26 protein-coding genes are annotated in these 23,251 nt (G+C 69.6%); 6 read left to right on the forward strand and 20 right to left on the reverse strand.

From position 1 onward, the window contains the following. The 4 genes from M4J07_RS27240 to M4J07_RS27255 all read right to left on the reverse strand — a co-directional run. Positions 1-238 (reverse strand): hypothetical protein (locus tag M4J07_RS27240; protein ID WP_255975741.1); only part of this gene is annotated, 238 nt, incomplete at its 3' end. Between the two features lie 303 nt (positions 239-541). After that, a complete protein-coding gene (locus M4J07_RS27245; protein ID WP_164305133.1) occupies positions 542-865 on the reverse strand; it encodes an STAS domain-containing protein in 324 nt (107 codons plus the stop codon). A gap of 157 nt (positions 866-1,022) precedes the next feature. Then, the gene (locus tag M4J07_RS27250) at positions 1,023-1,874 is read right to left on the reverse strand and encodes a 3-hydroxyacyl-CoA dehydrogenase family protein (protein ID WP_255975745.1); all 852 of its coding nucleotides are present in this window, start codon (positions 1,872-1,874) and stop codon (positions 1,023-1,025) included. 134 nt (positions 1,875-2,008) lie between these two features. Further along, complete coding sequence (locus tag M4J07_RS27255) at positions 2,009-2,647, reverse strand: TetR/AcrR family transcriptional regulator (RefSeq protein ID WP_255975747.1); 639 nt, start codon at positions 2,645-2,647, stop codon at positions 2,009-2,011. 82 nt (positions 2,648-2,729) lie between these two features. Here M4J07_RS27255 and M4J07_RS27260 point away from each other — a divergent pair, with 82 nt between their 5' ends. From M4J07_RS27260 to M4J07_RS27270, 3 genes are read left to right on the forward strand one after another with little or no spacing between them, the layout of a single operon-like run. Then, positions 2,730-3,512 (forward strand): ABC transporter ATP-binding protein, encoded by a 783-nt coding sequence (locus M4J07_RS27260; RefSeq protein ID WP_255975749.1) that lies wholly within the window; start codon positions 2,730-2,732, stop codon positions 3,510-3,512. Positions 3,513-3,517: 5 nt separating this feature from the next. Beyond that, on the forward strand, positions 3,518-4,273 hold the full coding sequence (locus M4J07_RS27265) for an ABC transporter permease (RefSeq protein WP_255975751.1): 756 nt from the start codon (positions 3,518-3,520) through the stop codon (positions 4,271-4,273). A gap of 13 nt (positions 4,274-4,286) precedes the next feature. Next, on the forward strand, positions 4,287-4,859 hold the full coding sequence (locus M4J07_RS27270; protein WP_255975753.1) for a cob(I)yrinic acid a,c-diamide adenosyltransferase: 573 nt from the start codon (positions 4,287-4,289) through the stop codon (positions 4,857-4,859). 6 nt (positions 4,860-4,865) lie between these two features. Here the strand turns inward: M4J07_RS27270 and M4J07_RS27275 are convergent, their stop codons facing one another. After that, positions 4,866-5,420, reverse strand: a complete 555-nt coding sequence (locus M4J07_RS27275) for a hypothetical protein (protein WP_255975755.1) — start codon at positions 5,418-5,420, stop codon at positions 4,866-4,868. A gap of 162 nt (positions 5,421-5,582) precedes the next feature. Between M4J07_RS27275 and M4J07_RS27280 the strand changes: the two genes are divergently transcribed. The 3 genes from M4J07_RS27280 (at position 5,583) to M4J07_RS27290 (ending at position 9,461) form a co-directional block, all read left to right on the forward strand. Then, positions 5,583-6,788, forward strand: coding sequence for a sensor histidine kinase (locus M4J07_RS27280; protein WP_255975757.1), 1,206 nt, complete (start codon positions 5,583-5,585; stop codon positions 6,786-6,788). Continuing rightward, complete coding sequence (locus M4J07_RS27285) at positions 6,785-7,429, forward strand: response regulator (RefSeq protein ID WP_255975758.1); 645 nt, start codon at positions 6,785-6,787, stop codon at positions 7,427-7,429. Before M4J07_RS27280 ends, M4J07_RS27285 begins: the two co-directional genes overlap by 4 nt. 169 nt (positions 7,430-7,598) lie before the next feature. Continuing rightward, on the forward strand, positions 7,599-9,461 hold the full coding sequence (locus tag M4J07_RS27290) for a glycoside hydrolase family 18 chitinase (protein WP_255975760.1): 1,863 nt from the start codon (positions 7,599-7,601) through the stop codon (positions 9,459-9,461). Positions 9,462-9,550: 89 nt separating this feature from the next. Here the strand turns inward: M4J07_RS27290 and M4J07_RS27295 are convergent, their stop codons facing one another. The 15 genes from M4J07_RS27295 to prmC form a co-directional block, all read right to left on the reverse strand. Continuing rightward, positions 9,551-10,006, reverse strand: coding sequence for a DUF2550 domain-containing protein (locus M4J07_RS27295; protein ID WP_255975762.1), 456 nt, complete (start codon positions 10,004-10,006; stop codon positions 9,551-9,553). Between the two features lie 147 nt (positions 10,007-10,153). After that, the gene (locus M4J07_RS27300) at positions 10,154-10,528 is read right to left on the reverse strand and encodes a F0F1 ATP synthase subunit epsilon (protein WP_255975764.1); all 375 of its coding nucleotides are present in this window, start codon (positions 10,526-10,528) and stop codon (positions 10,154-10,156) included. A 139-nt stretch (positions 10,529-10,667) separates the two neighbouring features. Beyond that, the gene (gene atpD, locus M4J07_RS27305) at positions 10,668-12,104 is read right to left on the reverse strand and encodes a F0F1 ATP synthase subunit beta (protein WP_255975766.1); all 1,437 of its coding nucleotides are present in this window, start codon (positions 12,102-12,104) and stop codon (positions 10,668-10,670) included. Further along, on the reverse strand, positions 12,104-13,021 hold the full coding sequence (locus tag M4J07_RS27310) for a F0F1 ATP synthase subunit gamma (protein WP_255975767.1): 918 nt from the start codon (positions 13,019-13,021) through the stop codon (positions 12,104-12,106). Before M4J07_RS27310 ends, atpD begins: the two co-directional genes overlap by 1 nt. Positions 13,022-13,041: 20 nt before the next feature. After that, positions 13,042-14,634, reverse strand: coding sequence for a F0F1 ATP synthase subunit alpha (atpA, locus tag M4J07_RS27315; RefSeq protein WP_255975769.1), 1,593 nt, complete (start codon positions 14,632-14,634; stop codon positions 13,042-13,044). 112 nt (positions 14,635-14,746) lie between these two features. Beyond that, positions 14,747-15,568, reverse strand: coding sequence for a F0F1 ATP synthase subunit delta (locus M4J07_RS27320; protein WP_255975771.1), 822 nt, complete (start codon positions 15,566-15,568; stop codon positions 14,747-14,749). Continuing rightward, a complete protein-coding gene (locus tag M4J07_RS27325; RefSeq protein WP_255975773.1) occupies positions 15,565-16,113 on the reverse strand; it encodes a F0F1 ATP synthase subunit B in 549 nt (182 codons plus the stop codon). Before M4J07_RS27325 ends, M4J07_RS27320 begins: the two co-directional genes overlap by 4 nt. Positions 16,114-16,151: 38 nt before the next feature. After that, positions 16,152-16,394 carry an ATP synthase F0 subunit C gene (gene atpE, locus M4J07_RS27330; protein ID WP_255975775.1) on the reverse strand — a complete coding sequence of 81 codons (243 nt, stop codon included), beginning with the start codon at positions 16,392-16,394 and terminating at the stop codon, positions 16,152-16,154. Between the two features lie 78 nt (positions 16,395-16,472). Beyond that, on the reverse strand, positions 16,473-17,243 hold the full coding sequence (gene atpB, locus M4J07_RS27335; protein WP_255975776.1) for a F0F1 ATP synthase subunit A: 771 nt from the start codon (positions 17,241-17,243) through the stop codon (positions 16,473-16,475). Between the two features lie 273 nt (positions 17,244-17,516). Further along, positions 17,517-17,966, reverse strand: a complete 450-nt coding sequence (locus M4J07_RS27340) for a hypothetical protein (protein ID WP_255975778.1) — start codon at positions 17,964-17,966, stop codon at positions 17,517-17,519. A 262-nt stretch (positions 17,967-18,228) separates the two neighbouring features. Further along, a complete protein-coding gene (locus M4J07_RS27345) occupies positions 18,229-19,554 on the reverse strand; it encodes an MraY family glycosyltransferase (RefSeq protein WP_255975780.1) in 1,326 nt (441 codons plus the stop codon). Between the two features lie 146 nt (positions 19,555-19,700). Continuing rightward, positions 19,701-20,945, reverse strand: a complete 1,245-nt coding sequence (glyA, locus tag M4J07_RS27350) for a serine hydroxymethyltransferase (RefSeq protein ID WP_255975782.1) — start codon at positions 20,943-20,945, stop codon at positions 19,701-19,703. 87 nt (positions 20,946-21,032) lie between these two features. Next, a complete protein-coding gene (locus tag M4J07_RS27355; protein WP_374215088.1) occupies positions 21,033-21,704 on the reverse strand; it encodes an arsenate reductase/protein-tyrosine-phosphatase family protein in 672 nt (223 codons plus the stop codon). Then, positions 21,701-22,348, reverse strand: a complete 648-nt coding sequence (locus M4J07_RS27360) for an L-threonylcarbamoyladenylate synthase (RefSeq protein WP_255975783.1) — start codon at positions 22,346-22,348, stop codon at positions 21,701-21,703. Before M4J07_RS27360 ends, M4J07_RS27355 begins: the two co-directional genes overlap by 4 nt. 47 nt (positions 22,349-22,395) lie before the next feature. Then, positions 22,396-23,241, reverse strand: coding sequence for a peptide chain release factor N(5)-glutamine methyltransferase (prmC, locus tag M4J07_RS27365; RefSeq protein ID WP_255975785.1), 846 nt, complete (start codon positions 23,239-23,241; stop codon positions 22,396-22,398). Positions 23,242-23,251 lie beyond the last annotated feature (10 nt).

A 23,251-nucleotide genomic window follows, 5' to 3' on the forward strand; every position in this document is an offset into this window, starting at 1 on the left:
CGGGCCTGCCGGGGCGCTCGCCCGGCGGGCAGGGTTCGATCTCGCTGCCGTCGACAGGGTTGACGGTCAGGAGGTAGTCGCCGGACACGAGCTGCACGGTGCGTGCGAGCGCGGGCGCGGGCTGGCCGAAGTCGGGTGTGAGCGGATCGCGCGGCGGACGCTGGCGGCCGCCGGCGGCAGACGTGTCGTCGTGCCGGTCCTGGCTGAAATCTTCCGGTCCCCGGTTCATCGGGTCCATGGTCAAAGCCCCCCAAAAGCGTGGTGTGCCGCTTGCCCCTCCCGGCCTGTGCACACTGCGCTGTCGCTTCTGGTCCGGTGCCCGCGCGGCGGGTGTCGTACCGCGGGCGACCGAACCCTAGACCTTCACCAAGTATCTACGAACACCCGGGGTACCGCCCCGCCCGGGACGTCACAGTCTCGTGAGGATTGTGAGCGCTTCCCACAGGAATGAACGGTTCATTCCCTGTGGGCCGTTGTGGTCCGCTTGGGGGCCCTTCCGGGCCGTTGCGAACCCTTTGGGCCAGACGCGCGGCAGCTTGGGTCAGACGCGCGGCAGCGACTCGACGCCGATGCCGCCCTCGATGGCCAGGATCCGGTGCAGCCGGGTCGCCACGAGGAGTCGCTGCATCTGGGGCGGCACCCCGCGCAGCACGAGCCGGCGCCCGCAGCGCCCGGCCCGCCGGTGGGCGCCCATGATGACGCCGAGCCCCGTCGCGTCCCACGAGTCGAGTTCGGACAGGTCGAGCACCAGGTCACCGATGCCGTCGTCGACGGCGGTGTGCAGGACCGTACGGGCGTCCGCCGCGCTGCGGACGTCGAGGCGGCCCCCGACGACCAGCTCGACGTGGTCGCCCCTGATGTGCATATGCGCTCCCCGTGCAATCAAATAGTGACGAGAGGTATCCATGTGATCTGGGTATGTCACTGCAACTGACTGGCCGGAGGGGCCAGAAGTTGCCGTCTGTAAGCGAACCGATACCGAATTCACCCCGAGGGGTGACATGGCGTCAGGCGTGCACGATTCAGCCGTGCTTGTAGAACCCTTGCCCGCTCTTGCGCCCGATGTCACCGGCGTCAACCATCCGGCGCATCAGCTCCGGCGGCGCGAACTTCTCGTCCTGCGACTCCGTGTAGATGTTCCCGGTCGCGTGCAGCAGGATGTCGACGCCGGTCAGGTCGGCGGTGGCCAGCGGCCCCATCGCGTGTCCGAAGCCGAGCTTGCAGGCGATGTCGATGTCCTCGGCGGTGGCGACGCCCGACTCGTACAGCTTCGCGGCCTCGACGACGAGGGCCGAGATGAGACGGGTGGTGACGAAGCCGGCCACGTCGCGGTTGACGACGATGCAGGTCTTGCCGACGGACTCGGCGAACTCCCGTGCGGTGGCGAGGGTTTCGTCGCTCGTCTTGTAGCCGCGGACCAGCTCGCACAGCTGCATCATCGGCACGGGCGAGAAGAAGTGCGCGCCGACGACCCGCTCGGGCCGCTCGGTGACGGCCGCGATCTTGGTGATCGGGATGGCGGAGGTGTTCGAGGCGAGCACGGTGTCGTCCCGCACGATCTTGTCGAGCGTGCGGAAGATCTCGTGCTTGACCTCGAGCTTCTCGAAGACGGCCTCGACGACGATGTCGGCGTCGGCGACGGCGTCCAGATCGGTGGTCGTGGTGATGCGGGCGAGTGCGGCCTCGGCGTCCTCGGCGGCGAGCTTCCCCTTGCTCACGAACTTGTCGTACGACGCCTTGATGCCGTCGGTGCCGCGCCGGAGGGCTTCGTCGGTGACGTCGCGCAGGACGACGTCCCAGCCCGCCTGGGCGGAGACCTGGGCGATACCGGATCCCATGAGACCGGCTCCGATGACGGCGAGCTTCCCTGCCACGTGCGACTCCCCTTAACCGCTTACCCGCTTTTTACGTTGCTCTTTTGCGGACCCTAGCGTCCGTGAGGGGCCGTGTGACCGCTTAGAGATGCGCGTCACGTCTCGAATGACGGACATCACACCGGGTTGGGTCATCAGGCGCCGCGTACGGCGTAGTTGAGCACCTTGCCGCTCAGGAGTTCCTCGATCTCGTCGAGCAGGCCGAGCATCTCGCGAGAGACCTCGGCGGGCCTGCCGCCCGCCATCATGCGGCGGCCGATCTCGCCCATGACGGTCTGGTGCACCCAGTTGATCTGGCCGGCGACCAGGGTCGGCAGGGTGTCGGCCGGGTCGGCGCCGACCTCCTCGCGCAGGGTCGCCTCGATGTTCTCCAGGACCTCCTGGGACAGCCGCCACATCCGGGACCTGAGCGTCGGCGCGTCGTGCAGCACCCGCATGAACTGCTGGTAGCCGTCCATCAGGCCGACACGCGGGGACACCGCCTCGACCTCGCCGCGCAGTTCGCGCAGGACGGCGGCCGCCGCGGACTCCCCCGTGTCGCGGCCGCGCACCCAGCGCGACATCCGGTCGACGACGCCGGAGCTGCGGTCGAGGAACAGGTCCTCCTTGGCCGGGAAGTAGTTGTAGACGGTGTTCACCGAGACGTCGGCGGCGTCCGCGACCTCCGCGACGGTCACCGCGTCGAAGCCGCGCTCCAGGAAGAGCCCGGTCGCCACGTCGGAGATGTACTGCCTGGTCTGCCGCTTCTTCCGCTCCCTGAGCCCTTCTGCCATGGGTCGATCCTAGCCGTTCGCTGGCTTCACTTAATTTTTGGGGACGTTGCAAAATTTAAGTGACTCTGTTTTTCTGTTCCGCATGGCAGTCATCAGCACGTCCGGGCTCGCCCGGACCTTCACCACCAGGCGCGGCCCCGTCGAGGCGGTCCGCGGCGTCGACCTGCGCGTCGGAGCCGGCGAGATCCTCGGCTTCCTCGGTCCGAACGGCGCGGGCAAGACCACGACCCTGCGGATGCTCACGACCCTGCTGGCGCCCACCGGCGGCGCGGCCACCGTCGCGGGCCACGACCTCGTGACCGACCCGGCGGGGGTGCGCCGCGCGGTCGGTTACGTCGCCCAGTCCGGCGGCGTCGACCCGAACGTCTCGGTGCGCGAGGAGCTGGTCACCCAGGGCCGCCTCTACCGCCTGACACGGACTCAGGCGGCCGACCGCGCCGAGGAGCTGGCGGCCGACCTCGGCCTCACCGACCTCCTGGACCGCAGGACGGCCGCGCTCTCCGGCGGCCAGCGGCGCCGCCTCGACATCGCCCTCGGGCTCACCCACCGCCCCCGGGTCCTCTTCCTGGACGAGCCGACGACCGGGCTCGACCCCGGCAGCCGTGCCGACCTGTGGGACCTGGTGCGCCGGCTGCGCGACGAGCACGGCACGACCGTCTTCCTGACCACGCACTACCTGGACGAGGCGGACGCCCTCGCGGACCGGATCGTCGTGGTGGACAAGGGAGTCGTCGCCGCCGACGGCACCCCGAGCGCCCTCAAGCTGGCGCACGGCGGGTCGATCGACGCGACGCTGCAGGAGACCTTCCTGGCGATCACCGGCCGCGGGCCCGCACCGGTGGACACGACCCCGGTGGCGGTGTGAGCGACATGAGGACCCTGACCACGGACACCCTGCTGATCTTCGGGCGGTACGCCCGCCAGACCCTCTCCTCCAAGTTCCAGATCCTCTTCGGCATCCTGATGCCGCTGCTGTACCTGCTCTTCTTCGGACCGCTGCTGACCGATCTGCCGCTGAGCGCCGCGGGCAGCTCCTGGCAGGTCCTGGTGCCCGGACTGCTGCTCCAACTCGGCCTGTTCGGCGCCTCGTTCGCCGGGTTCTCGGTGATCCTGGAGAAGAACAACGGCGTCGTGGAGCGGATGCGCGTCACGCCGGTCAGCCGGCTCGCGCTGCTGCTCGGCCGCGTGCTGCGCGACACCGCGCTCTTCCTCTTCCAGGCCGTGCTGCTGGTGCTGGCCGCGCTGGCGATGGGGCTGCGGGCACCGCTCGCCGGGATCCTGATCGGCTTCGGCTTCGTCGCCCTGCTGACGGTCTCGCTCGCCTCGCTGTCGTACGCGCTCGCGCTCCGGGTCGCCACGCCGCAGGAGTTCGGCCCCGTCGTCAACGCGGTCGCGATGCCGTCGATGCTGCTGTCGGGACTGATGCTGCCGATGGCGCTCGCGCCCGGCTGGCTGGACGTCCTCTCGCACGTCATGCCGGTCCGCTATCTCGTCGACGCGATGCGGGACGCGTACGTGGGCGAGTACGCGACGGCACACATGCTCTACGGGTCCCTGGTCGCGCTCGCCTTCGCGGCGCTCGCCGTGACGGTGGGCACACGTGTCTTCCGCCGGGCGGGCGCATAACTAGGCTGGCCGCATGGTCAACCTGACGCGCATCTACACCCGTACCGGAGACAAGGGCACCACCGCCCTCGGCGACATGAGCCGCACCGCCAAGACGGATCTGCGGATCTCGGCGTACGCGGACGCCAACGAGGCCAACGCGGTCCTCGGCACGGCGATCGCCCTCGGCGGCCTGGCGGAGGAGGTCGTGACGGTGCTGACGCGCGTCCAGAACGACCTGTTCGACGTCGGCGCCGACCTCTCCACGCCGGTCGTCGCCGAGCCCGAGTACCCGCCGCTGCGCGTGGAGCAGTTCTACGTCGACAAGCTGGAGGCGGACTGCGACCGCTTCAACGCGGAGCTGGAGAAGCTGCGCTCCTTCATCCTGCCGGGCGGCACCGCCGGCGCGGCCCTGCTGCACCAGGCGTGCACGGTGGTCCGACGGGCCGAGCGCTCCACGTGGGCGGCGCTCGAGGTCCACGGCGACACGATGAACCCCCTCACGGCGACGTACCTCAACCGCCTCTCCGACCTCCTGTTCATCCTGGCCCGTACGGCCAACAAGGAGGTCGGGGACGTGCTGTGGGTGCCGGGCGGCGAGCGCTAGACACCCTCACCCGCGTCCGGACGACAACCCGGCCGGCTCCTTCTTCGGGAACACCGTGTAGCTCAGCGCGATGACCAGGTTGATGGCGATCAGGAACAGCATCTTCTGCTGCCACGCCACGAGGGAGCTGGTCGAGCCGTCCCCGCCGACGTACCAGATGGCGCCCTGCAGCAGCCCGAGGGCGATGACCGCCGCGGCGATCCAGCGCGCGGCCAGCTTCCACTCGTGGATCGCGCGCGGGACTCCGTACCGGGGCGTCGTCGGGGGCGGGCCGCCCGCCCAGCGGTGGGCGACGCGGACGTCGACCCACTTGATCGTGTAGTGGCCGAGCGCGATGGAGTAGCCGATGTAGACGGCGGCCAGGCCGTGCTTCCAGTCGGGCTCGGCGCCGTTCTTGAGGTCGATGGCGGTGACGACGAAGAGCAGCACCTCCAGGAGGGGCTCGCACAGCAGCACCGCGACGCCGGCCCGCGGCATCTTCGCCCAGTAGCGCAGCGCGAGTCCCCCGGCCAGCAGCACCCAGAAGGCGACCTCGCAGATGACGATCAGCGTGACGATCACGGTGGGCTCCTCTCGTTCCCCGCTTCCAGCGTCCCCGCCGAACGCCGCGTGATCGTCGTCGCAGGAGACGAACCGGGACTGCATCCTTCGATGTAGCGGGACCCGTGCGGCTTCGTCCCGCGGCACCGTGCCCGGCGCACCGCGGACGTGTTGGATGGAGTCATGCAGCTCGCCCGCACCCGCCCGCCGCACCGCGACGACGTCCGGATCGCCGTGGTCGGGCTGCTGGGCGGCCTGGTCCTGTGGGCCTTCGGGCTCGGCATGAATCCCGGGCGGCTGTTCAACGGCTCCTGGCTGCTGGTGCCGCTGGCCGCCATGGCGGGCCTGGAGCTGCTGCGGCGCACCCGGCCGTGGTTCGCGCTGTGCGCCGGCACCCTCGTGCTCGCCGCCGACCAGTGCACCCAGGGCAGTCTGGCGACGGTCCTGATGTACACGGACCTGGTGTACGCGGCCGTCCTGTACGGGTCCCCGGCCGCGGCCCGCCGCATCCCCGTCGGCAGCGGGCTGCTGACCGCCGGCTCGACGCTGGGCGCCCTCGCCGTGTGGCGGCAGCCCGAGGCGCTGCTGATCGGGGTCGCCGTCGGGCTGATCACGTTCGCGCCCGCGACCACCGGCGTCCTCGTGCGCAACCACCGGGAGACGGCCGCGGCGGAGCGGCTGCGGGCCGAGCAGACCGCGCTGCTGGCCGAGATGGACCGCACCCAGGCGGTGACGGCGGAGCGGGCGCGGATGGCGCGCGAGCTGCACGACATGGTCGCGAACCACCTCTCGGCGATCGCGATCCACTCCACCGCCGCGCTGTCCATCGACGACGCAGCGACGACCCGTACCGCGCTGGAGACGATCCGCGAGAACAGCGTCGACGGGCTCGCCGAGATGCGCCGGCTCATCGGCATCCTGCGCGATTCGAGCGGCGACACGGAGCCGGTCGCCGCGCCCACCCTGGACGGACTCTCCGCGCTGGTCGAGCACGCCCGCACGAACGGGCTCGACGCCGTCCTCACCCTGACCGGGACCACCACCGGCCTGCCCGCGCCGGTCGAGCTCGCCGCCTACCGCATCGTGCAGGAGTCGCTCACGAACGCCCTCAAGCACGCCTCGGCGGGCCGGGTCACGGTCGCCGTCGAGCGGTCGGACGACCGGATCGAGGTCCGGGTCACCAGCCCGTACGGTGACCGGGACGGGCCGCGCGCACCCGGCTCGGGCGCCGGGCTCGTCGGCATGCGCGAGCGCACGGCGCTGCTCGGCGGCACGTTCGAGGCGGGCCCGCTGGGCGCGGATCCCGGCGGTGCGGCCGGGGACAAGGTGTGGCGGGTGCGTGCCGTCCTGCCGCTGGAGAACCCCGTACCGGAAAGGGAGTCCACGTGATCCGTGTGCTCGTCGCCGAGGACCAGTCCGCCGTCCGCTCCGGCCTGGTGCTCATCCTGAACAGCGCGCCCGACATCGAGGTGGTCGGCGAGGCGGAGGACGGCGAGCGGGCGGTGGCGCTGGCCCGCGAGCTCCGGCCCGACGTGGTCCTGATGGATGTGCAGATGCCACGTCTGGACGGCGTTTCGGCCACCCGCGTGGTGGTCGGCGAGGCCCTCGCGGACGTCCTGGTGCTCACCACCTTCGACCTCGACGAGTACGTCTTCGGGGCGCTGCGGGCGGGGGCGTCCGGGTTCCTGCTCAAGAACACCGACGCGAAGGACCTGATCGAGGGCGTCCGGACGGTGGCGCGCGGCGAGGGCCTGATCGCGCCGGCCGTGACCCGCCGGCTGATCGCGGAGTTCGCCGCGGCCCCGCAGCAGCCCGAACCGCCCACTGCTCCGCCGGAGTTGGAGACGCTCACGCGCCGCGAGCGCGAGGTCCTGTCCTGCCTCGGCGAGGGGCTGTCCAACGCCGAGATCGCCGGGCGCCTCGACATGGCGGAGGCGACGGTGAAGACCCACGTCAGCCGCCTCCTCGGCAAGCTCGATCTGCGCAGCCGGGTGCAAGCCGCGGTGCTGGCGCAGGAGTTGGGGCTCTAGGGGTTTCCGAAGGTTGGCCGAAACCCGTAATTGGTTTAGACCTTGACCGATGGTCCAGACCTTTCTATTCTCGCCGCACTGCGGTGAGCACATTCCCCCACTCCGGTGCTCATGGGCGTCGCAGGGATCCACCCCCATCACGGACCCCGGAACCCCCGAGGAGCACTCGATGCGCTCAACCGACGTACCCAGACAGCGACTTCGGCACAGAACCACCGCCGCTCTCACCACCCTCCTGCTGCCCGCCGCCGCACTGGTCGGCCTCGCCACCCCCTCCCACGCGGCCGCCGAGGCCACCGCCGTCACCGCCACGTACGCCAAGACCCAGGACTGGGGCACCGGCTTCGAGGGCAAGTGGACGATCAAGAACTCCGGTACCACGGCGGTCAGTTCGTGGACCGTCGAGTGGGACTTCCCGTCCGGCACGAAGGTGACGTCGGCCTGGGACGCGACCGTCACCAACTCCGCCGACCACTGGACCGCGAAGAACCTCTCCTGGAACGGGACGCTCGCCCCCGGCGCCTCGGTCTCCTTCGGCTTCAACGGCTCCGGGGCCGGCGCCCCCAGCGGCTGCAAGCTCAACGGCGCCTCCTGCGACGGCGGCGACGTGCCCGGCGACGCGGCCCCCACCGCCCCCGGCACCCCGACCGCCTCCGCCATCACCGACACCTCCGCGAAGCTCTCCTGGTCGGCCGCCACCGACGACAAGGGCATCAAGAACTACGACGTGCTGCGCGACGGCGCCAAGGTCGCCACGGTCACCGGCACCACGTACACCGACACCGGGCTGACCGCGGGCACCGACTACTCGTACACGGTCCAGGCCCGCGACACCGCCGACCAGACCGGCCCGGCCTCCGGCTCGGTCAAGGTCCACACCACTGGCGGCGGCACCGACCCCGGCAACCCGGGCACCGGTGACAAGGTCAAGCTGGGCTACTTCACCGACTGGGGCGTCTACGGCCGCCAGTACTTCCCGAAGAACCTGGAGACGTCGGGCTCGGCGGCCAAGGTCACCCACATCAACTACGCCTTCGGCAACGTCCAGGGCGGCAAGTGCACCATGGGCGACGCCTACGCCGACACGGACATGGCCTACACCGCGGCCAACTCCGTCTCCGGCGTCGCCGACACCTGGGACCAGCCGCTGCGCGGCGCGTTCAACCAGCTGCGCCAGCTGAAGGCCAAGCACCCCAACCTCAAGATCCTGTGGTCGTTCGGCGGCTGGACCTGGTCCGGCGGCTTCGGTGAGGCGGCGAAGAACCCGGCCGCGTTCGCCGAGTCCTGCTACAACCTGGTCGAGGACCCGCGCTGGGCCGACGTCTTCGACGGCATCGACATCGACTGGGAGTACCCGAACGCCTGCGGCCTGACCTGCGACACCTCCGGTCCCGCCGCGCTGAAGGGGCTCACCTCCGCGCTGCGCACCAAGTTCGGCGCGAACAACCTGGTCACCGCCGCCATCACCGCCGACGGCTCGGCGGGCGGCAAGATCGAGAAGACCGACTACGCGGGCGCCGCGCAGTCCCTCGACTGGTACAACGTCATGACCTACGACTTCTTCGGCGCCTGGGACGCCAAGGGTCCGACGGCCCCGCACTCCCCGCTCACCTCGTACTCCGGCATCCCGCAGGCCGGCTTCGACTCGGCCGACGCGATCGCCAAGCTGAAGGCCCAGGGGGTCCCGGCCGCGAAGCTCCTGCTCGGCATCGGCTTCTACGGCCGCGGCTGGACGGGCGTCACGCAGAAGGAGCCGGGCGGCACGGCGACGGGTCCCGCCGCCGGCACGTACGAGCAGGGCATCGAGGACTACAAGGTCCTCAAGACCAAGTGCCCGTCGAACGGCACGGTGGCCGGCACGGCGTACGCGTACTGCGGCTCCGACTGGTGGTCGTACGACACCCCCGCGACGATCGGCTCGAAGATGAGCTGGGCGAAGTCGCAGAACCTGGGCGGCGCGTTCTTCTGGGAATTCTCCGGCGACACGTCCAACGGTGAGCTGGTCTCGGCGATCGACTCCGGCCTGAAGTAACGCTCACCCCTTCAAAGCCGAAGCCGGGCTGGTGGGAACGCCCCCCACCAGCCCGGCTTCTTCCACGTCTCACTGCCCGCACCCGAAGATCACGCCACGTTGACCCGCTGCCCCGGCGGAGCCGCCTCCAGCCACGCCAGGAAACCGGTCAGCGCGTCCTCGCTCATCGCTAGTTCGAGCCGGGAGCCACGGTGCGTACAGGCCAGGACGATCGCGTCGGACAGGAGCGCCAGCTCCTCCTCGCCCTCGGGAGCCCGCCGCCCGGTGACCTCGATGGCGGCCCGTTCGAGGATCCGCCGCGGCCGGGGCGCGTAGGAGAAGACGCGGAACCACTCGATGCGGTCGCCGTTGTAGCGGGCGATCCCGTACCCCCAGCCCTTGCCGGAGGTGTCGTCCGCGTCCGGCCCGGGCGCGTCCCACCGCAGCGAGCAGTCGAACGTCCCGCCGGACCGCTGGATCAGCCGGCGCCGCAGGCCGAAGACGAAGAGCCCCAGCAATACGAGTACGACGACCGCGACTACGCACAGCACGAGAACGAGGACCATCTGCACCGACCTCCTCGCTTCGCGACGGATTCAAACGCCTGATAACGGAACAGCAAAAACAGTGATGGATCGCCTCAGCCGCGACCCGGTCCGGAGGTCATCTCCGGCCTGGGCCGCGGCTGAGGTACGTCATAGGGCTCGCTGGGGTCAGCGGGCCGCCACCGCACGCAGACGGACATCGGCGCGCCGCTCGGCGGACGCGTCCGCGTCCGACTTGGCGCGGTCCAGTGCCCGCTCCGCACGCTGGACGTCGATCTCGTCCGACAGCTCGGCGATCTCGGCCAGCAGCGACAGCTTGTTGTCCGCGAACGAGATGAAACCGCCGTGGACAGCAGCCACGACCGTCTCGCCGTCGGTCGTACGGATCGTCACCGGGCCCGACTCCAGCACACCGAGCAGCGGCTGGTGACCGGGCATGACGCCGATGTCGCCGGACGTGGTGCGCGCGACGACCAGGGTGGCCTCGCCGGACCAGACACTGCGGTCCGCGGCGACGAGCTCGACGTGCAGCTCAGCAGCCAAGGTGGGCTCCTCGGGTCACCACCCGGCGGCACTCCGCTGCCGGGTGTTGGGTCAAAGTCTAGTGGGCGTACGACGGGGGGCGGGACACCCGCCCCCCGTCAAGAAGTCAGCCGCAAGTCAGCGACTTGCGTCACCGGCTTCAGGAGACGCCGAGCTCCTTGGCGTTGGCCTTGAGGTCCTCGATGCCACCGCACAGGAAGAACGCCTGCTCCGGGAAGTGGTCGTACTCGCCGTCGATGATCGCGTTGAAGGCCGCGATCGACTCGTCCAGCGGGACGTCCGACCCGTCGACGCCGGTGAACTGCTTGGCGACGTGGGTGTTCTGGGAGAGGAAGCGCTCCACGCGACGGGCGCGGTGGACGGTGAGCTTGTCCTCCTCGCCGAGCTCGTCGATACCGAGGATCGCGATGATGTCCTGAAGGTCCTTGTACTTCTGCAGGACCGTCTTGACACGCATGGCCGTGTTGTAGTGGTCCGCCGCGATGTAGCGGGGGTCCAGGATGCGGGACGTGGAGTCCAGCGGGTCCACGGCCGGGTAGATGCCCTTCTCGGAGATCGGACGGGAGAGAACCGTCGTCGCGTCGAGGTGGGCGAAGGTCGTCGCCGGGGCCGGGTCGGTCAGGTCATCCGCGGGCACGTAAATGGCCTGCATCGACGTGATCGAGTGACCACGGGTCGACGTGATGCGCTCCTGGAGGAGACCCATCTCGTCGGCCAGGTTCGGCTGGTAACCCACGGCCGAGGGCATGCGACCCAGCAGGGTCGAGACCTCGGAACCGGCCTGCGTGAAGCGGAAGATGTTGTCGATGAAGAACAGCACGTCCTGCTTCTGCACATCGCGGAAGTACTCCGCCATGGTCAGACCCGCGAGGGCCACGCGCAGACGGGTGCCCGGCGGCTCGTCCATCTGACCGAAGACCAGCGCGGTCTTGTCGATGACGCCCGAGTCGGCCATTTCCTCGATGAGGTCGTTGCCCTCACGGGTGCGCTCGCCGACACCGGCGAACACGGAGACACCGTCGTGGTTGTTGGCGACGCGGTAGATCATCTCCTGGATGAGCACCGTCTTGCCGACGCCGGCACCACCGAACAGACCGATCTTTCCACCCTTGACGTACGGGGTGAGAAGGTCGATGACCTTGACGCCGGTCTCGAACATCTCGGTCTTCGACTCGAGCTCGTCGAAGTTCGGCGCCTTGCGGTGGATGCCCCAGCGCTCACCGGTGTACTGCTCGTCGACGTTCAGCACGTCGCCGAGGGTGTTGAACACCTTGCCCTTGGTGAAGTCGCCGACCGGCACGGTGATGGAGGCACCCGTGTCGGTCACCGGGGCCTGGCGGACCAGACCGTCGGTGGGCTGCATGGAGATCGCGCGGACCAGGCCGTCACCGAGGTGCTGGGCGACCTCGAGCGTCAGGGTCTTCTTCTTGCCGTCCTCCGCCGGGTCGTTGACCTCGACGTGCAGGGCGTTGTAGATGTCCGGCATCGCGTCGACGGGGAACTCCACGTCGACGACCGGGCCGATCACCCGGGCGACGCGGCCCGTGGCAACGGCCGTCTCAACAGTGGTCGTCATTACTTGTCACTCCCCGCGGTCGCGTCGGCCAGGGCGCTGGCGCCACCGACGATCTCGCTGATTTCCTGGGTGATTTCGGCCTGGCGGGCCGCGTTGGCAAGTCGGGAGAGCGTGTTGATCAGCTCTCCCGCGTTGTCGGTCGCCGACTTCATCGCGCGGCGCGTGGCGGCGTGCTTGGAGGCAGCCGACTGGAGCATCGCGTTGTAGATACGGCTCTCGACGTAGCGCGGCAGCAGGGCGTCGAGGACGTCCTCCGCCGACGGCTCGAAGTCGTACAGCGGAAGGATCTCGTCCTTGGACGAGGACTCCTCCGCGACCTCTTCGAGGCTGAGGGGCAGCAGACGGCCGTCGACCGCCGTCTGCGTCATCATCGAGACGAACTCGGTGTAGACGATGTGGAGTTCATCCACGCCGCCGTCCGCCGTCTCCTTCTCGATGGCCTCGATCAGCGGGCCCGCGACCGTCTTGGCGTCCGCGTACGTGGGCTCGTCGGTGAAACCCGACCACGACTCCGCGACCTTGCGCTCGCGGAAGTTGTAGTGGGCCAGACCACGGCGGCCGACGATGTACGTGTCGACCTCCTTGCCCTCGGCCCGGAGCCGCTCGGTGAGCTGCTCCGCGGCCTTGATCGCGTTCGAGTTGAAGGCGCCGGCCAGACCGCGGTCGCTGGTGAGCAGCAGAACCGCGGAACGGGTCGCCGTCTCCGCCTCGGTCGTCAGCGGGTGCTTGGTGTTCGACCCGGTCCCCACCGCCGTGACCGCGCGCGTCAGCTCGGTCGCGTACGGCGTGGAGGCCGCCACCTTGCGCTGCGCCTTGACGACGCGCGAGGCGGCGATCATCTCCATCGCCTTGGTGATCTTCTTGGTCGCGGTGACGGACCGGATGCGACGCTTGTAGACCCGGAGCTGGGCTCCCATGAGTCAGGTCCCTTCCGTCGTCACTTACCGGCGGCGGCCGGAGCGTCCTCGCCGAGAAGCTTCCCGTCCGAGGTCTCGAACTGCTTCTTGAACTCCGCGACCGCGTCGTCGATGGCCTGGATCGTGTCGTTCGACATCTTGGCGCCCTCCTTGATGGAGGTCATCAGGCCCTGCTCCTTGCGGTGCAGGTAGTCGAGCAGCTCACGCTCGAAGCGGCGGATGTCGACGACCGGAACCTCGTCCATCTTGCCGTTGGTACCGGCCCAGATGGAGACGACCTGGTCCTCGGTGGCCATCGGCTGGTACTGAGCCTGCTTGAGCAGCTCGACCAGGCGCTGACCGCGCTCCAGCTGGGACTTCGACGCGGCGTCCAGGTCGGAACCGAAGGCGGCGAACGCCTCCAGCTCGCGGTACTGGGCCAGGTCGAGACGGAGTCGGCCGGAGACCTGACGCATCGCCTTGTGCTGGGCGGAGCCACCGACTCGGGAGACCGAGATACCGACGTTCAGCGCGGGACGCTGACCGGCGTTGAAGAGGTCGGACTCCAGGAAGCACTGACCGTCGGTGATGGAGATGACGTTGGTCGGGATGAACGCGGAGACGTCGTTGGCCTTCGTCTCGACGATCGGCAGACCCGTCATCGAACCGGCGCCCAGCTCGTCCGAGAGCTTCGCGCAGCGCTCGAGGAGACGCGAGTGCAGGTAGAAGACGTCACCCGGGTAGGCCTCGCGCCCCGGCGGGCGGCGGAGCAGCAGGGACACGGCGCGGTAGGCGTCGGCCTGCTTCGAGAGGTCGTCGAAGATGATGAGGACGTGCTTGCCCTCGTACATCCACTGCTGGCCGATGGCCGAGCCGGTGTACGGCGCCAGGTACTTGAAGCCGGCCGGGTCGGACGCCGGGGCGGCGACGATGGTCGTGTACTCCAGGGCACCGGCCTCTTCGAGCGCACCACGCACGGAGGCGATGGTGGAGCCCTTCTGACCGATGGCGACGTAGACGCAGCGGACCTGCTTCGACGGGTCGCCGGTGCGCCAGTTGTCACGCTGGTTGATGATCGTGTCGACGGCCAGGGCGGTCTTGCCGGTCTGACGGTCACCGATGATCAGCTGACGCTGGCCACGGCCGATCGGGGTCATCGCGTCGACGGCCTTGTAGCCCGTCTCCATCGGCTCGTGCACCGACTTACGGGCCATGACGCCCGGGGCCTGCAGCTCAAGCGCGCGTCGGCCGCTGGTCTCGATCTCGCCGAGGCCGTCGATCGGGTTGCCGAGCGGGTCGACAACGCGGCCGAGGTAGCCCTCGCCGACGCCGACGGAGAGGACCTCACCGGTACGCGTGACCGGCTGGCCCTCCTCGATACCGCTGAACTCGCCGAGGACGACCGCACCGATCTCGCGCTCCTCGAGGTTGAGGGCGAGACCCAGGGTGCCGTCCTCGAACTTCAGCAGCTCGTTCGCCATGGCCGAGGGAAGACCCTCCACCTTGGCAATGCCGTCGCCGGCCACGGTGACCGTACCGACCTCCTCGCGCGAGGCCGCGTCCGGCTTGTACGCCTGGACAAAGTTCTCCAGCGCGTCCCGGATCTCCTCCGGCCGGATCGTGAGCTCCGCCATCTGGGTTCCCTGCTCTCCTTGTTGGGCCCGAAGTGTTCTTGGGGTCTGGGGTCAGCCCCCAGGAATCCTCTGCACGGCCCAACTAGGGCCGTATTTCGTACGTGGTGAGGCGTCAGCCGGCCATGCGGCGGCTGGCGTCCTCGATGCGGTCCGCGATGGAGCCGTTGATGACCTCGTCACCCACCTGCACCTTGATCCCGCCGAGGACCTCGGGGTCCACGTCCAGGTTCAGGTGCATCTGGCGGCCGTAGAGCTTCGCCAGGGACTGGCCCAGGCGCTGCTTCTGCTGGTCGCTCAGCGGGACCGCCGTGGTGACGACCGCCACCATGCGCTCCCGGCGCTCGGCGGCGAGCTTGGAGAGGGACTCGAGTCCCGCTTCCAGGCTACGTCCCCGGGGCGCGGTCACAAGGCGCCCGACGAGCCGCTCGGTGGTGGGCTTGGCCCGGCCGCCGAGGAGCTGCTTCACCAGGGCGCCCTTGGCCGAGGCCGAGGCTCCCTTGTCGGTCAGAGCGGCGCGCAGCTCGGTGTTGGAGCCGACGATCCGGTCGAACCGGAACAGCTCGTCCTCGACGTCGTCGAGTTCACCGGACTTCTGCGCCGCGGTCAGGTCCGCGGTGTTGGCCAGCTCCTCCAGGGAGTCGACCAGGTCGCGCGAGGCCGACCACCGGGAGCGGACCAGGCCGGCCACCAGGTCGGCGGACTCGCCACCGATCTGGCCGCCCAGCAGACGGCCCGCAAGCTCGGCCTTGGCGTCGCCGGCCTGCGCCGGGTCGGTCAGGACCCGACGCAGCGACACCTCGCGGTCGAGCAGCGCGGTCACCGCGGCCAGGTCGCCGGCGAGGGCCTTGGCGTCGACCGACGTGTTGTCGGTCAGCGCGTCCAGGCGCTCACGCGCGGCGGCGAGGGCCTCGCGGCTCGCTCCGTGGGCGGTCATCGAGCAGCCTCTGCCTTCTCCTCGAGGTCATCGAGGAAACGGTCGATCGTGCGCGACTGCCGGGCGTGGTCCTCGAGGGACTCGCCGACGAGCTTGCCGGCCAGGTCGGTGGCCAGCTGGCCCACGTCCTGACGCAGCGCCTGAGCGGCGGCCTTGCGGTCGGCCTCGATCTGCGAGTGACCGGCGGCGATGATCTCCTCACGCTGCCGCTGGCCTTCCGCGCGCATCTCGGCGATGAGAGCGGCGCCCTGCTCCTGCGCCTCCTGGCGCAGCCGCGCGGCCTCGTGCCGAGCCTCGGCGAGCTGAGCCTTGTACTGCTCAAGAACGCTCTGGGCCTCGGTCTGGGCGGCCTCGGCCTTCTCGATACCGCCTTCGATCAGCTCGCGGCGCTCTTCCAGCGTCTTGTTGATACGCGGGAGGAGCTTCTTGGCGAAGAAGAAGAAGACGATGGCGAAGGCAAGGGTGCCGACGAGCAGCTCGGGACCGGGCGGGATGAGCGGGTTCTGCTCCTCCTCGGCCGCGAGAGCAACCAGGTTGGCGATCACATCAGTGCCTTTCGTCGAATCGTGTCAGTAAGAGGTGATTACTTACCGAACACGAACGGCATAACGATGCCGATGAGGGCGAGCGCCTCACAGAAGGCGAAACCAAGAATCTGGTTGGCGCGGATCAGACCAGCGGCTTCGGGCTGACGGGCGAGCGCCTCGGTGCCCTTACCGAACACGATGCCGACGCCGATGCCGGGGCCGATGGCGGCAAGGCCGTAACCGATCGAACCAGTGGAGCCGTGGAGGCCTTCGGCGGCGAGGGTCTGGAGAGCGGACATGCCGGTTCTTCCTTCTCTTTCAAGGGCCGGTGGGGGTTGGCCACCGGACGAATCGGGGGGTACTGCTGGCGGGTTGGCTCAGTGGTGCTCGGCGAGAGCGCCCTGAATGTACGAGCAGGCAAGGAGCACGAAGACGTACGCCTGAACGGCCTGCACGAAAAGCTCGAAGAGGATCATGACGATCGTCATGACGAAGGAGACGCCCGCGGCCGGGACCATCCAGCCGTTCAGCAGGTACCAGGAGGCGACCGTGAACATCACGAGCATGAGGTGGCCGGCGAACATGTTGGCGAAGAGTCGCACCGCGTGCGTGAACGGGCGGACCAGCAGGTTCGAGAAGAACTCGATGAACGAGACGAGCCACTTGATCGGGCCGAGCGACGGGTCGTAGCCGACGATGTTCTTCCAACCGCCCACGAAGCCGTGGCGCTTGAAGGTCAGCGAGACCCACAGGACGTAGACGATGATCGCCAGGACGGCCGGGTACGCGATGACCGAGGCGACCGGGAACTGCGCCAGCGGGATCACGGACCACACGTTCATGATCCACACGAAGAAGAACAGCGAGACCATGAGGGGGACGTACTTCTCGCCCTCACGCTTGCCGAGCGTCTCGTACACGATGCTGCGGCGCACGAAGTCGTAGCCCGCTTCGCCGATCATCTGGGCCTTGCCCGGGACGACCTTGGCGCGACCGAACGCGGCGTAGAAGAAGCTCACGACCACGAGGGAGGTCAGCAGGGCGAGCAGCATCACCTTGTTGAACTCGAACCCACCGACGGTGAAGATCGGCTGGAACAGGAAGGAGTGCAGGCCCGGCGCCGGGAAGCCACACCCGTTGTCGGACATGATCCGACAGCTCCAGTCAAACGCGAGCTGGGTCGTGTCAGCACTCACCGCGGGCTCCTTCGGCGTGACGCATAAGTACGGCAACCTCGTTGTGTCGGTGCGGCGCGCAGCCGCGGATCGGCACCGGTCTGGTGTTTCGGGTGTGGGGGCGGCGGGCAGGCAGTGAGCCTCGCGATCGTGCAGGCGTCAGCTCAGATGCCCGCGCCAGCGATGCCGCAGTTGGCACCGGACGATAGCAGCATCTCGAAAGCCCCTTTATCCCGCCCCTACCCCTCACGACGAAGACCCGGTCTTCTCAGGGTTCTCGCTCTTGTCAGAGCCGTTCGCCGCTTCGGGATCGACGTAGAGGACCTTCGCCTTGAGGTGCGCGCGGGCCTGGAAGCCCATCCACACGACAGTGGTGGCCACCAGGGTGGCGGCGAAGGCCCGGGGGTTGAACAGCGTGGTGTCCTTGAAGATCGCCACGAAGATCAGGAGCAGCAGCAGCTGGGCGACGTAGAGCATCATGCCCATCGCCTGGAACAGCTGCGGAAGCGATTTCGCCGTCCGGAAGAGCACGACCTGCCCGATGCCCATGAAAGCGATGACCAGCAGCGTGCCGACGATCGCACCGACGGCACCCTTGCCGCCCGCAACCACACCACTGATCACCGCGGCAATCACGCCGGCGATGGCGGTGGGGACGAGGGCTTGCAAAAGAGTCCGTGCGTCGGTGGACGGCATGGCGGCAGCTCCGCTTATTGATGGGGGCAGGGTGTCGTCATGGACGAGCGTAGTCCGGGGCCGAGAGTGACTTTCGGGCCAAGAGACCGTCGCACTACGGTCCTTCGGCTCTATCCCCGGGTTTCGTGAACGGTATCACAAACTATTTGATGCGGTCTTTACCTAGATGGTGTGCCAACCGTCACACGTGAGAGGGAACCTGCGCGTCTGTGCACCACGTGGGTCAACTTGTCTGCTATTGGGGCACTTTAGAAGTGCCGCGTCAGCGTGACGACCCGGCTTTACGCCGATCCGTGAAGCGAGAACGGGCGCCAATTGCCGTCGCTCCGTTGACTCCTGCGGGGACGGGCGTGCGCTCCGGTTCGTCGCCGTCGGGGGCCTCCTGGGCCTCCGTGGCCTCCGGCACGGCCTTCGACCGGCGCCGGTACCGGGGCGGCACCAGGTGCTCGGCCCAGCGCGGTGTGTGCGGCGTGAAGCGCGGCAGCAGGAGCAGCACGAGGCCGACGAAGCTGAGCGCGACGATCGTCAGCACGACCCACATGCCGGACGCGGAGTGCACGGAGTACGCGACCGCGCCGAAGGCGATGAGCGCCGACCAGAAGTACATGATCAGCACCGCGCGGGAGTGCGAGTGGCCGATCTCCAGGAGCCGGTGGTGGAGGTGGCCCCGGTCGGCGGCGAACGGCGACTGGCCGTTCCAGGTGCGGCGCACGATCGCGAGCACCAGGTCCGCGAACGGGATCGCGATGATGGTCAGCGGCATCACCAGCGGGATGAAGACCGGGAGCATCGCGTGGGTGGCGTCACGGGTGGACCCGCCGAGGTTGAGCTTGAGGGCGTCGGGGTCGACCTGTCCCGTGATGGAGATCGCGGCGGCCGCGAGGACGAGGCCGATGAGCATCGAGCCGGAGTCGCCCATGAAGATCCGGGCGGGGTGCATGTTGTGCGGCAGGAAGCCCAGGCACATGCCCATCAGGATCGCCGCGAAGAGCGTGGCCGGGGCCGCCTCCTCGATGCCGTAGCCGTACCAGATCCGGTACGCGTACAGGAAGAACGCGGCGGCGGCGATGCACACCATGCCCGCCGCGAGCCCGTCGAGGCCGTCCACGAAGTTCACCGCGTTGATGGTGATCACGACGAGCGCGACGGTGAGGAGCGTGCCCTGCCACTGGGTCAGGGAGACCTGGCCGACGCCCGGGATCGGCAGCCACAGGATCGTCAGACCCTGCATCACCATCACGCCGGCGGCGATCATCTGGCCGCCCAGCTTGATCAGCGCGTCGATCTCGAACTTGTCGTCCAGGACGCCGATCAGCCAGATCAGGGCCGCGCCGGAGAGCAGCGCCCGGGGTTCGTTCGACGACTCGAAGACCCGGTTCAGGTTGGTCAGGTGGTCGGCGATCAGCAGGCCCGCGCACAGTCCGAAGAACATGGCGATACCGCCGAGCCGCGGCGTGGGTTCTCGGTGCACGTCACGCGCACGGATCTCCGGCATGGCACCGGCCACGATCGCGAACTTCCGCACCGGGCCAGTGAGCAGATAGGTCACCGCGGCCGTGATGCAGAGCGTCAGCAGGTATTCACGCACGGGCTTCCCCACAGGTATCGCTGGCCATCTCAGCCCCACACCCTAGCTTTGCGTGCTTAGGGTTGGGGACTTCCGGGTAGCGACGATGGTTGCACGAGTGACGGTCCTGATACGCGCACCGGGTGTCTCGCGGGGCCGTCTACCCGTTATCCGGCCGGATACGGGGGGAATCTTCCGGCCAGCTCGCGGACCTCCTCGCGCACCGTGCGGACGTCGAGTACGTCACGCACGACACCCGACAGGAGCACTGCGATCCGGGCCGTCTCCGCCTCCCCCATGCCCTGCGTGGTGACGGCCGCGGTGCCCAGGCGCAGGCCGCGGCCCTCGCCGTAGGGCAGCGCGCAGGTGTCCAGGACCATGCCGGCGGAGGCCAGCCGGCCGCGGGCCTCCTGGGCGTCCGCGCCGAGCGGTGCCGGGTCGACCGTGACCAGATGGGTGTCGGTGCCACCCGTGGTGACGGCGAAGCCCTCCGCCTCCAGGGCACCGGCCAGCACCCGGGCGTTGCCGACGACCTGGTGGGCGTACGCGGTGAAGGCCGGCGTCGACGCCTCGCCGAACGCGACCGCCTTCGCGGCGATCGTGTGCATCTGGGCGCCGCCCTGCGTGAACGGGAACACCGCCCGGTCCACCCGGTCCGCCAGCTCCGCCGAGCACATCAGCATGCCGCCGCGCGGGCCGCGCAGCACCTTGTGCGTGGTCGCGCAGACGATGTCGGCGTACGGGACCGGGTTCGGGGCCGCTCCCCCGGCGACGAGCCCGATGGGGTGCGCCGCGTCCGCGATGAGATGGGCGCCCACGTCGTCGGCGATCGCGCGGAAGGCCGCGTAGTCGATGTGCCGCGGATAGGAGATCGAGCCGCACACGATGGCCTTGGGGCGGTGGGCGCGGGCGACCGAGCGGACCTGGTCGTAGTCGATGAGCCCGCTCTCCGGGTCGACGCCGTACGGCACGAAGTCGAACCAGCGGCCCGAGAAGTTCGCCGGGGAGCCGTGGGTGAGGTGACCGCCGGACGGCAGGCCCATGGCGAGGACGGTGTCGCCCGGGCGCAGCAGGACCGCGTACGCGGCCAGGACGGCCGACGAGCCGCTGTGCGCCTGCACGTTGACGTGCTCTGCGCCGAACAGGGCCTTCGCCCGCTCGACCGCGATCCGCTCGGCCACGTCGACGAGCTCGCAGCCGCCGTGGTGGCGGGCGCCGGGGTAGCCCTCCGCGTACTTGTTGGCCAGCGGGGAGCCGAGGGCGGTGAGGACCGCGGGCGACGTGAAGTTCTCGGCCGCGACGAGCTGGAGGGAGTCGGCCTGGCGGGCCGCCTCCCCGAGGAGGACCTCAGCCATCTCGGGGTCCTGGCGGCGCAGCGCGTCCAGGGCGGCTGGTTCGGTGATCACCGGCATCTTCGGCTCCGGGCCTCGCGGTGGGAGGGGGTGCCTACCAATGTAGATCCGAAGGGGTGCGGCCGCCCGGCCTCACGTCACGGGGCTCTAGCGCTTGACGCCCGTCAGCGCGCTGACCACCGGGTCGAGCGCCTCGCTGATCTCGCCGCCCACCGACCGGAAGAACGGCAACGGGGCCCCGTACGGGTCGTACACCTCGTCGGCCTCGACGGACGGGGCCAGGAGCCACCCGCGTAGAGCCGCCGCGGCCCGCACCAGGGCGCGGGCGCGCTCCACCACGCCGGCCTCCAGGGCGTCGGGCAGCGTGGCCGGGTCTATGGCCTGCACGAGCCGCGTGAACTCCTTCAGCGTGAACGTGCGCAGGCCCGCGCTGTGGCCCATCGAGATGACCTGCGCGCGGTGGTCGCGGGTCGCCGTCAGGACCAGGTCGGCCCTTATGACGTGGTCGTCCAGGAGCTCGCGGCCGACGAAGCCGGAGGGGTCCGCGCCGAAGTCGGCGAGGACCGTCTCGGCGTTGGCCTCCATGGGGGCGCCCTCGTGGCCCCAGGTGCCCGCGCTCTCCACGACGAGCCCGCCGGCCAGCCGGTCGCCGAGCCGCTCGGCGAGGGCGTGCCGGGTCAGCCGCTCGGTGATCGGCGAGCGGCACACGTTGCCGGTGCTGACGTGGAGGATGCGGAAGGAATCGCCGGGGAGCACCAGGGGCTCCCCGTACTCGATGGCCTCGTTGCCTATGCCACGCCCCGTCTCAGGGGCTGTCAATTCGCCACCTCGAGGTCGGGTACGACCTTGCGCAGCTCGTCCGCGGTGAGCGAGCCCTCGCGGAGCAGCACCGGGACCTTCCCCGTCACGTCGACGATCGACGACGGGACGATGCCCGGGGTCGGACCGCCGTCGAGGTAGACGGAGACGGAGTCGCCGAGCATCTCCTGCGCGGCGTCGCAGTCCTCGGGAGCCGGGTGTCCCGTCAGGTTGGCGGAGGAGACGGCCATCGGGCCGACCTCGGTGAGCAGCTCGATGGCGACCGGGTGCAGCGGCATGCGGACGGCGACGGTGCCACGGGTCTCCCCCAGGTCCCACTGGAGGGACGGCTGGTGCTTGGCGACGAGCGTGAGGGCGCCGGGCCAGAACGCGTCGACGAGCTCCCAGGCCATCTCGGAGAAGTCCGTGACGAGGCCGTGCAGCGTGTTCGGGGAGCCGATCAGCACGGGGCTCGGCATGGTGCGGCCGCGGCCCTTGGCCTCCAGGAGGTCACCGACGGCCTCGGGCGTGAACGCGTCGGCGCCGATCCCGTAGACGGTGTCGGTGGGCAGCACGACCAGCTCGCCGCGGCGGACGGCGGACGCGGCTTCGCGCAGACCGGTGGAGCGGTCGGTCGCGTCGTTGGTGTCGTAACGCCGTGCCATTTAGCGGGCCTCCTGCTCGAACTGCTCGTATACGTAACGGTGATCGGTCACGGCATCGCCTTGCGGGCGGTCGCGAACCGCGGCCGGTTGTTGAGGTCGGGGTGGTCGGCAGCGTCCGCCCAGCCCCGCTCCTCGGTGAAGATCCACGGCACCTGGCCGCCCTGGGTGTCCGCGTGCTCGATGACGACGACGCCGCCGGGGCGGAGCAGGCGGTGGGCGGTGCGCTCGATGCCGCGGATCAGGTCGAGGCCGTCCTCACCGGAGAACAGCGCGAGGTCCGGGTCGTAGTCGCGGGCCTCGGGGGCGACGTACTCCCACTCGGTGAGCGGGATGTACGGCGGGTTCGAGACGACGAGGTCGACCTGCCCGTCGAGGTCGGGGAAGGCCGTCAGAGCGTCTCCCTGGCGCAGGTCGACCCTGGACCCCTCGACGTTCTTCCGCGTCCATTTGAGGGCGTCCTCGGACAGCTCCACGGCGTGTACGCGCGAGCGCGGGACCTCCTGCGCGAGCGCGAGGGCGATGGCCCCCGAGCCCGTGCAGAGATCGACGATCAGCGGCTCGACGACGTCCATCGCGCGCACGGCGTCTATGGCCCAGCCGACGACCGACTCGGTCTCCGGGCGCGGCACGAAGACGCCCGGGCCCACCTGGAGCTCCAGATAGCGGAAGTACGCGAGCCCGGTGATGTGCTGGAGCGGCTCGCGCGCCTCGCGGCGCGCGGTCGCCTCCCAGTACCGGGCGTCGAAGTCCGTGTCCTTCACCGTGTGCAGTTCGCCCCGCTTGACACCGTGCACGAACGCGGCGAGCTCCTCCGCGTCGTTGCGCGGCGAGGGCACGCCGGCGTCGGCCAGCCGCTGGGTGGCCTGGGCCACTTCCGCGAGCAGCAGGTTCACGCTGGTCCTC

It is taken from the genome of Streptomyces longispororuber (assembly GCF_024448165.1).
In the GTDB taxonomy this organism is placed as follows: Bacteria; Actinomycetota; Actinomycetes; order Streptomycetales; family Streptomycetaceae; genus Streptomyces; species Streptomyces longispororuber_A.

Bases quoted from the DNA above. Each gene is read 5' to 3' on its own strand.
- M4J07_RS27245 (WP_164305133.1), bottom strand. From the start codon at position 865: ATGCACATCAGGGGCGACCACGTCGAGCTGGTCGTCGGGGGCCGCCTC.
- M4J07_RS27255 (WP_255975747.1), bottom strand. From the start codon at position 2,647: ATGGCAGAAGGGCTCAGGGAGCGGAAGAAGCGGCAGACCAGGCAGTAC.
- M4J07_RS27260 (WP_255975749.1), top strand. From the start codon at position 2,730: ATGGCAGTCATCAGCACGTCCGGGCTCGCCCGGACCTTCACCACCAGG.
- M4J07_RS27265 (WP_255975751.1), top strand. From the start codon at position 3,518: ATGAGGACCCTGACCACGGACACCCTGCTGATCTTCGGGCGGTACGCC.
- M4J07_RS27270 (WP_255975753.1), top strand. From the start codon at position 4,287: ATGGTCAACCTGACGCGCATCTACACCCGTACCGGAGACAAGGGCACC.
- M4J07_RS27280 (WP_255975757.1), top strand. From the start codon at position 5,583: ATGCAGCTCGCCCGCACCCGCCCGCCGCACCGCGACGACGTCCGGATC.
- M4J07_RS27290 (WP_255975760.1), top strand. From the start codon at position 7,599: ATGCGCTCAACCGACGTACCCAGACAGCGACTTCGGCACAGAACCACC.
- M4J07_RS27295 (WP_255975762.1), bottom strand. From the start codon at position 10,006: ATGGTCCTCGTTCTCGTGCTGTGCGTAGTCGCGGTCGTCGTACTCGTA.
- atpD (WP_255975766.1), bottom strand. From the start codon at position 12,104: ATGACGACCACTGTTGAGACGGCCGTTGCCACGGGCCGCGTCGCCCGG.
- M4J07_RS27310 (WP_255975767.1), bottom strand. From the start codon at position 13,021: ATGGGAGCCCAGCTCCGGGTCTACAAGCGTCGCATCCGGTCCGTCACC.
- atpA (WP_255975769.1), bottom strand. From the start codon at position 14,634: ATGGCGGAGCTCACGATCCGGCCGGAGGAGATCCGGGACGCGCTGGAG.
- M4J07_RS27320 (WP_255975771.1), bottom strand. From the start codon at position 15,568: ATGACCGCCCACGGAGCGAGCCGCGAGGCCCTCGCCGCCGCGCGTGAG.
- atpE (WP_255975775.1), bottom strand. From the start codon at position 16,394: ATGTCCGCTCTCCAGACCCTCGCCGCCGAAGGCCTCCACGGCTCCACT.
- atpB (WP_255975776.1), bottom strand. From the start codon at position 17,243: ATGTCCGACAACGGGTGTGGCTTCCCGGCGCCGGGCCTGCACTCCTTC.
- M4J07_RS27340 (WP_255975778.1), bottom strand. From the start codon at position 17,966: ATGCCGTCCACCGACGCACGGACTCTTTTGCAAGCCCTCGTCCCCACC.
- glyA (WP_255975782.1), bottom strand. From the start codon at position 20,945: ATGCCGGTGATCACCGAACCAGCCGCCCTGGACGCGCTGCGCCGCCAG.
- M4J07_RS27360 (WP_255975783.1), bottom strand. From the start codon at position 22,348: ATGGCACGGCGTTACGACACCAACGACGCGACCGACCGCTCCACCGGT.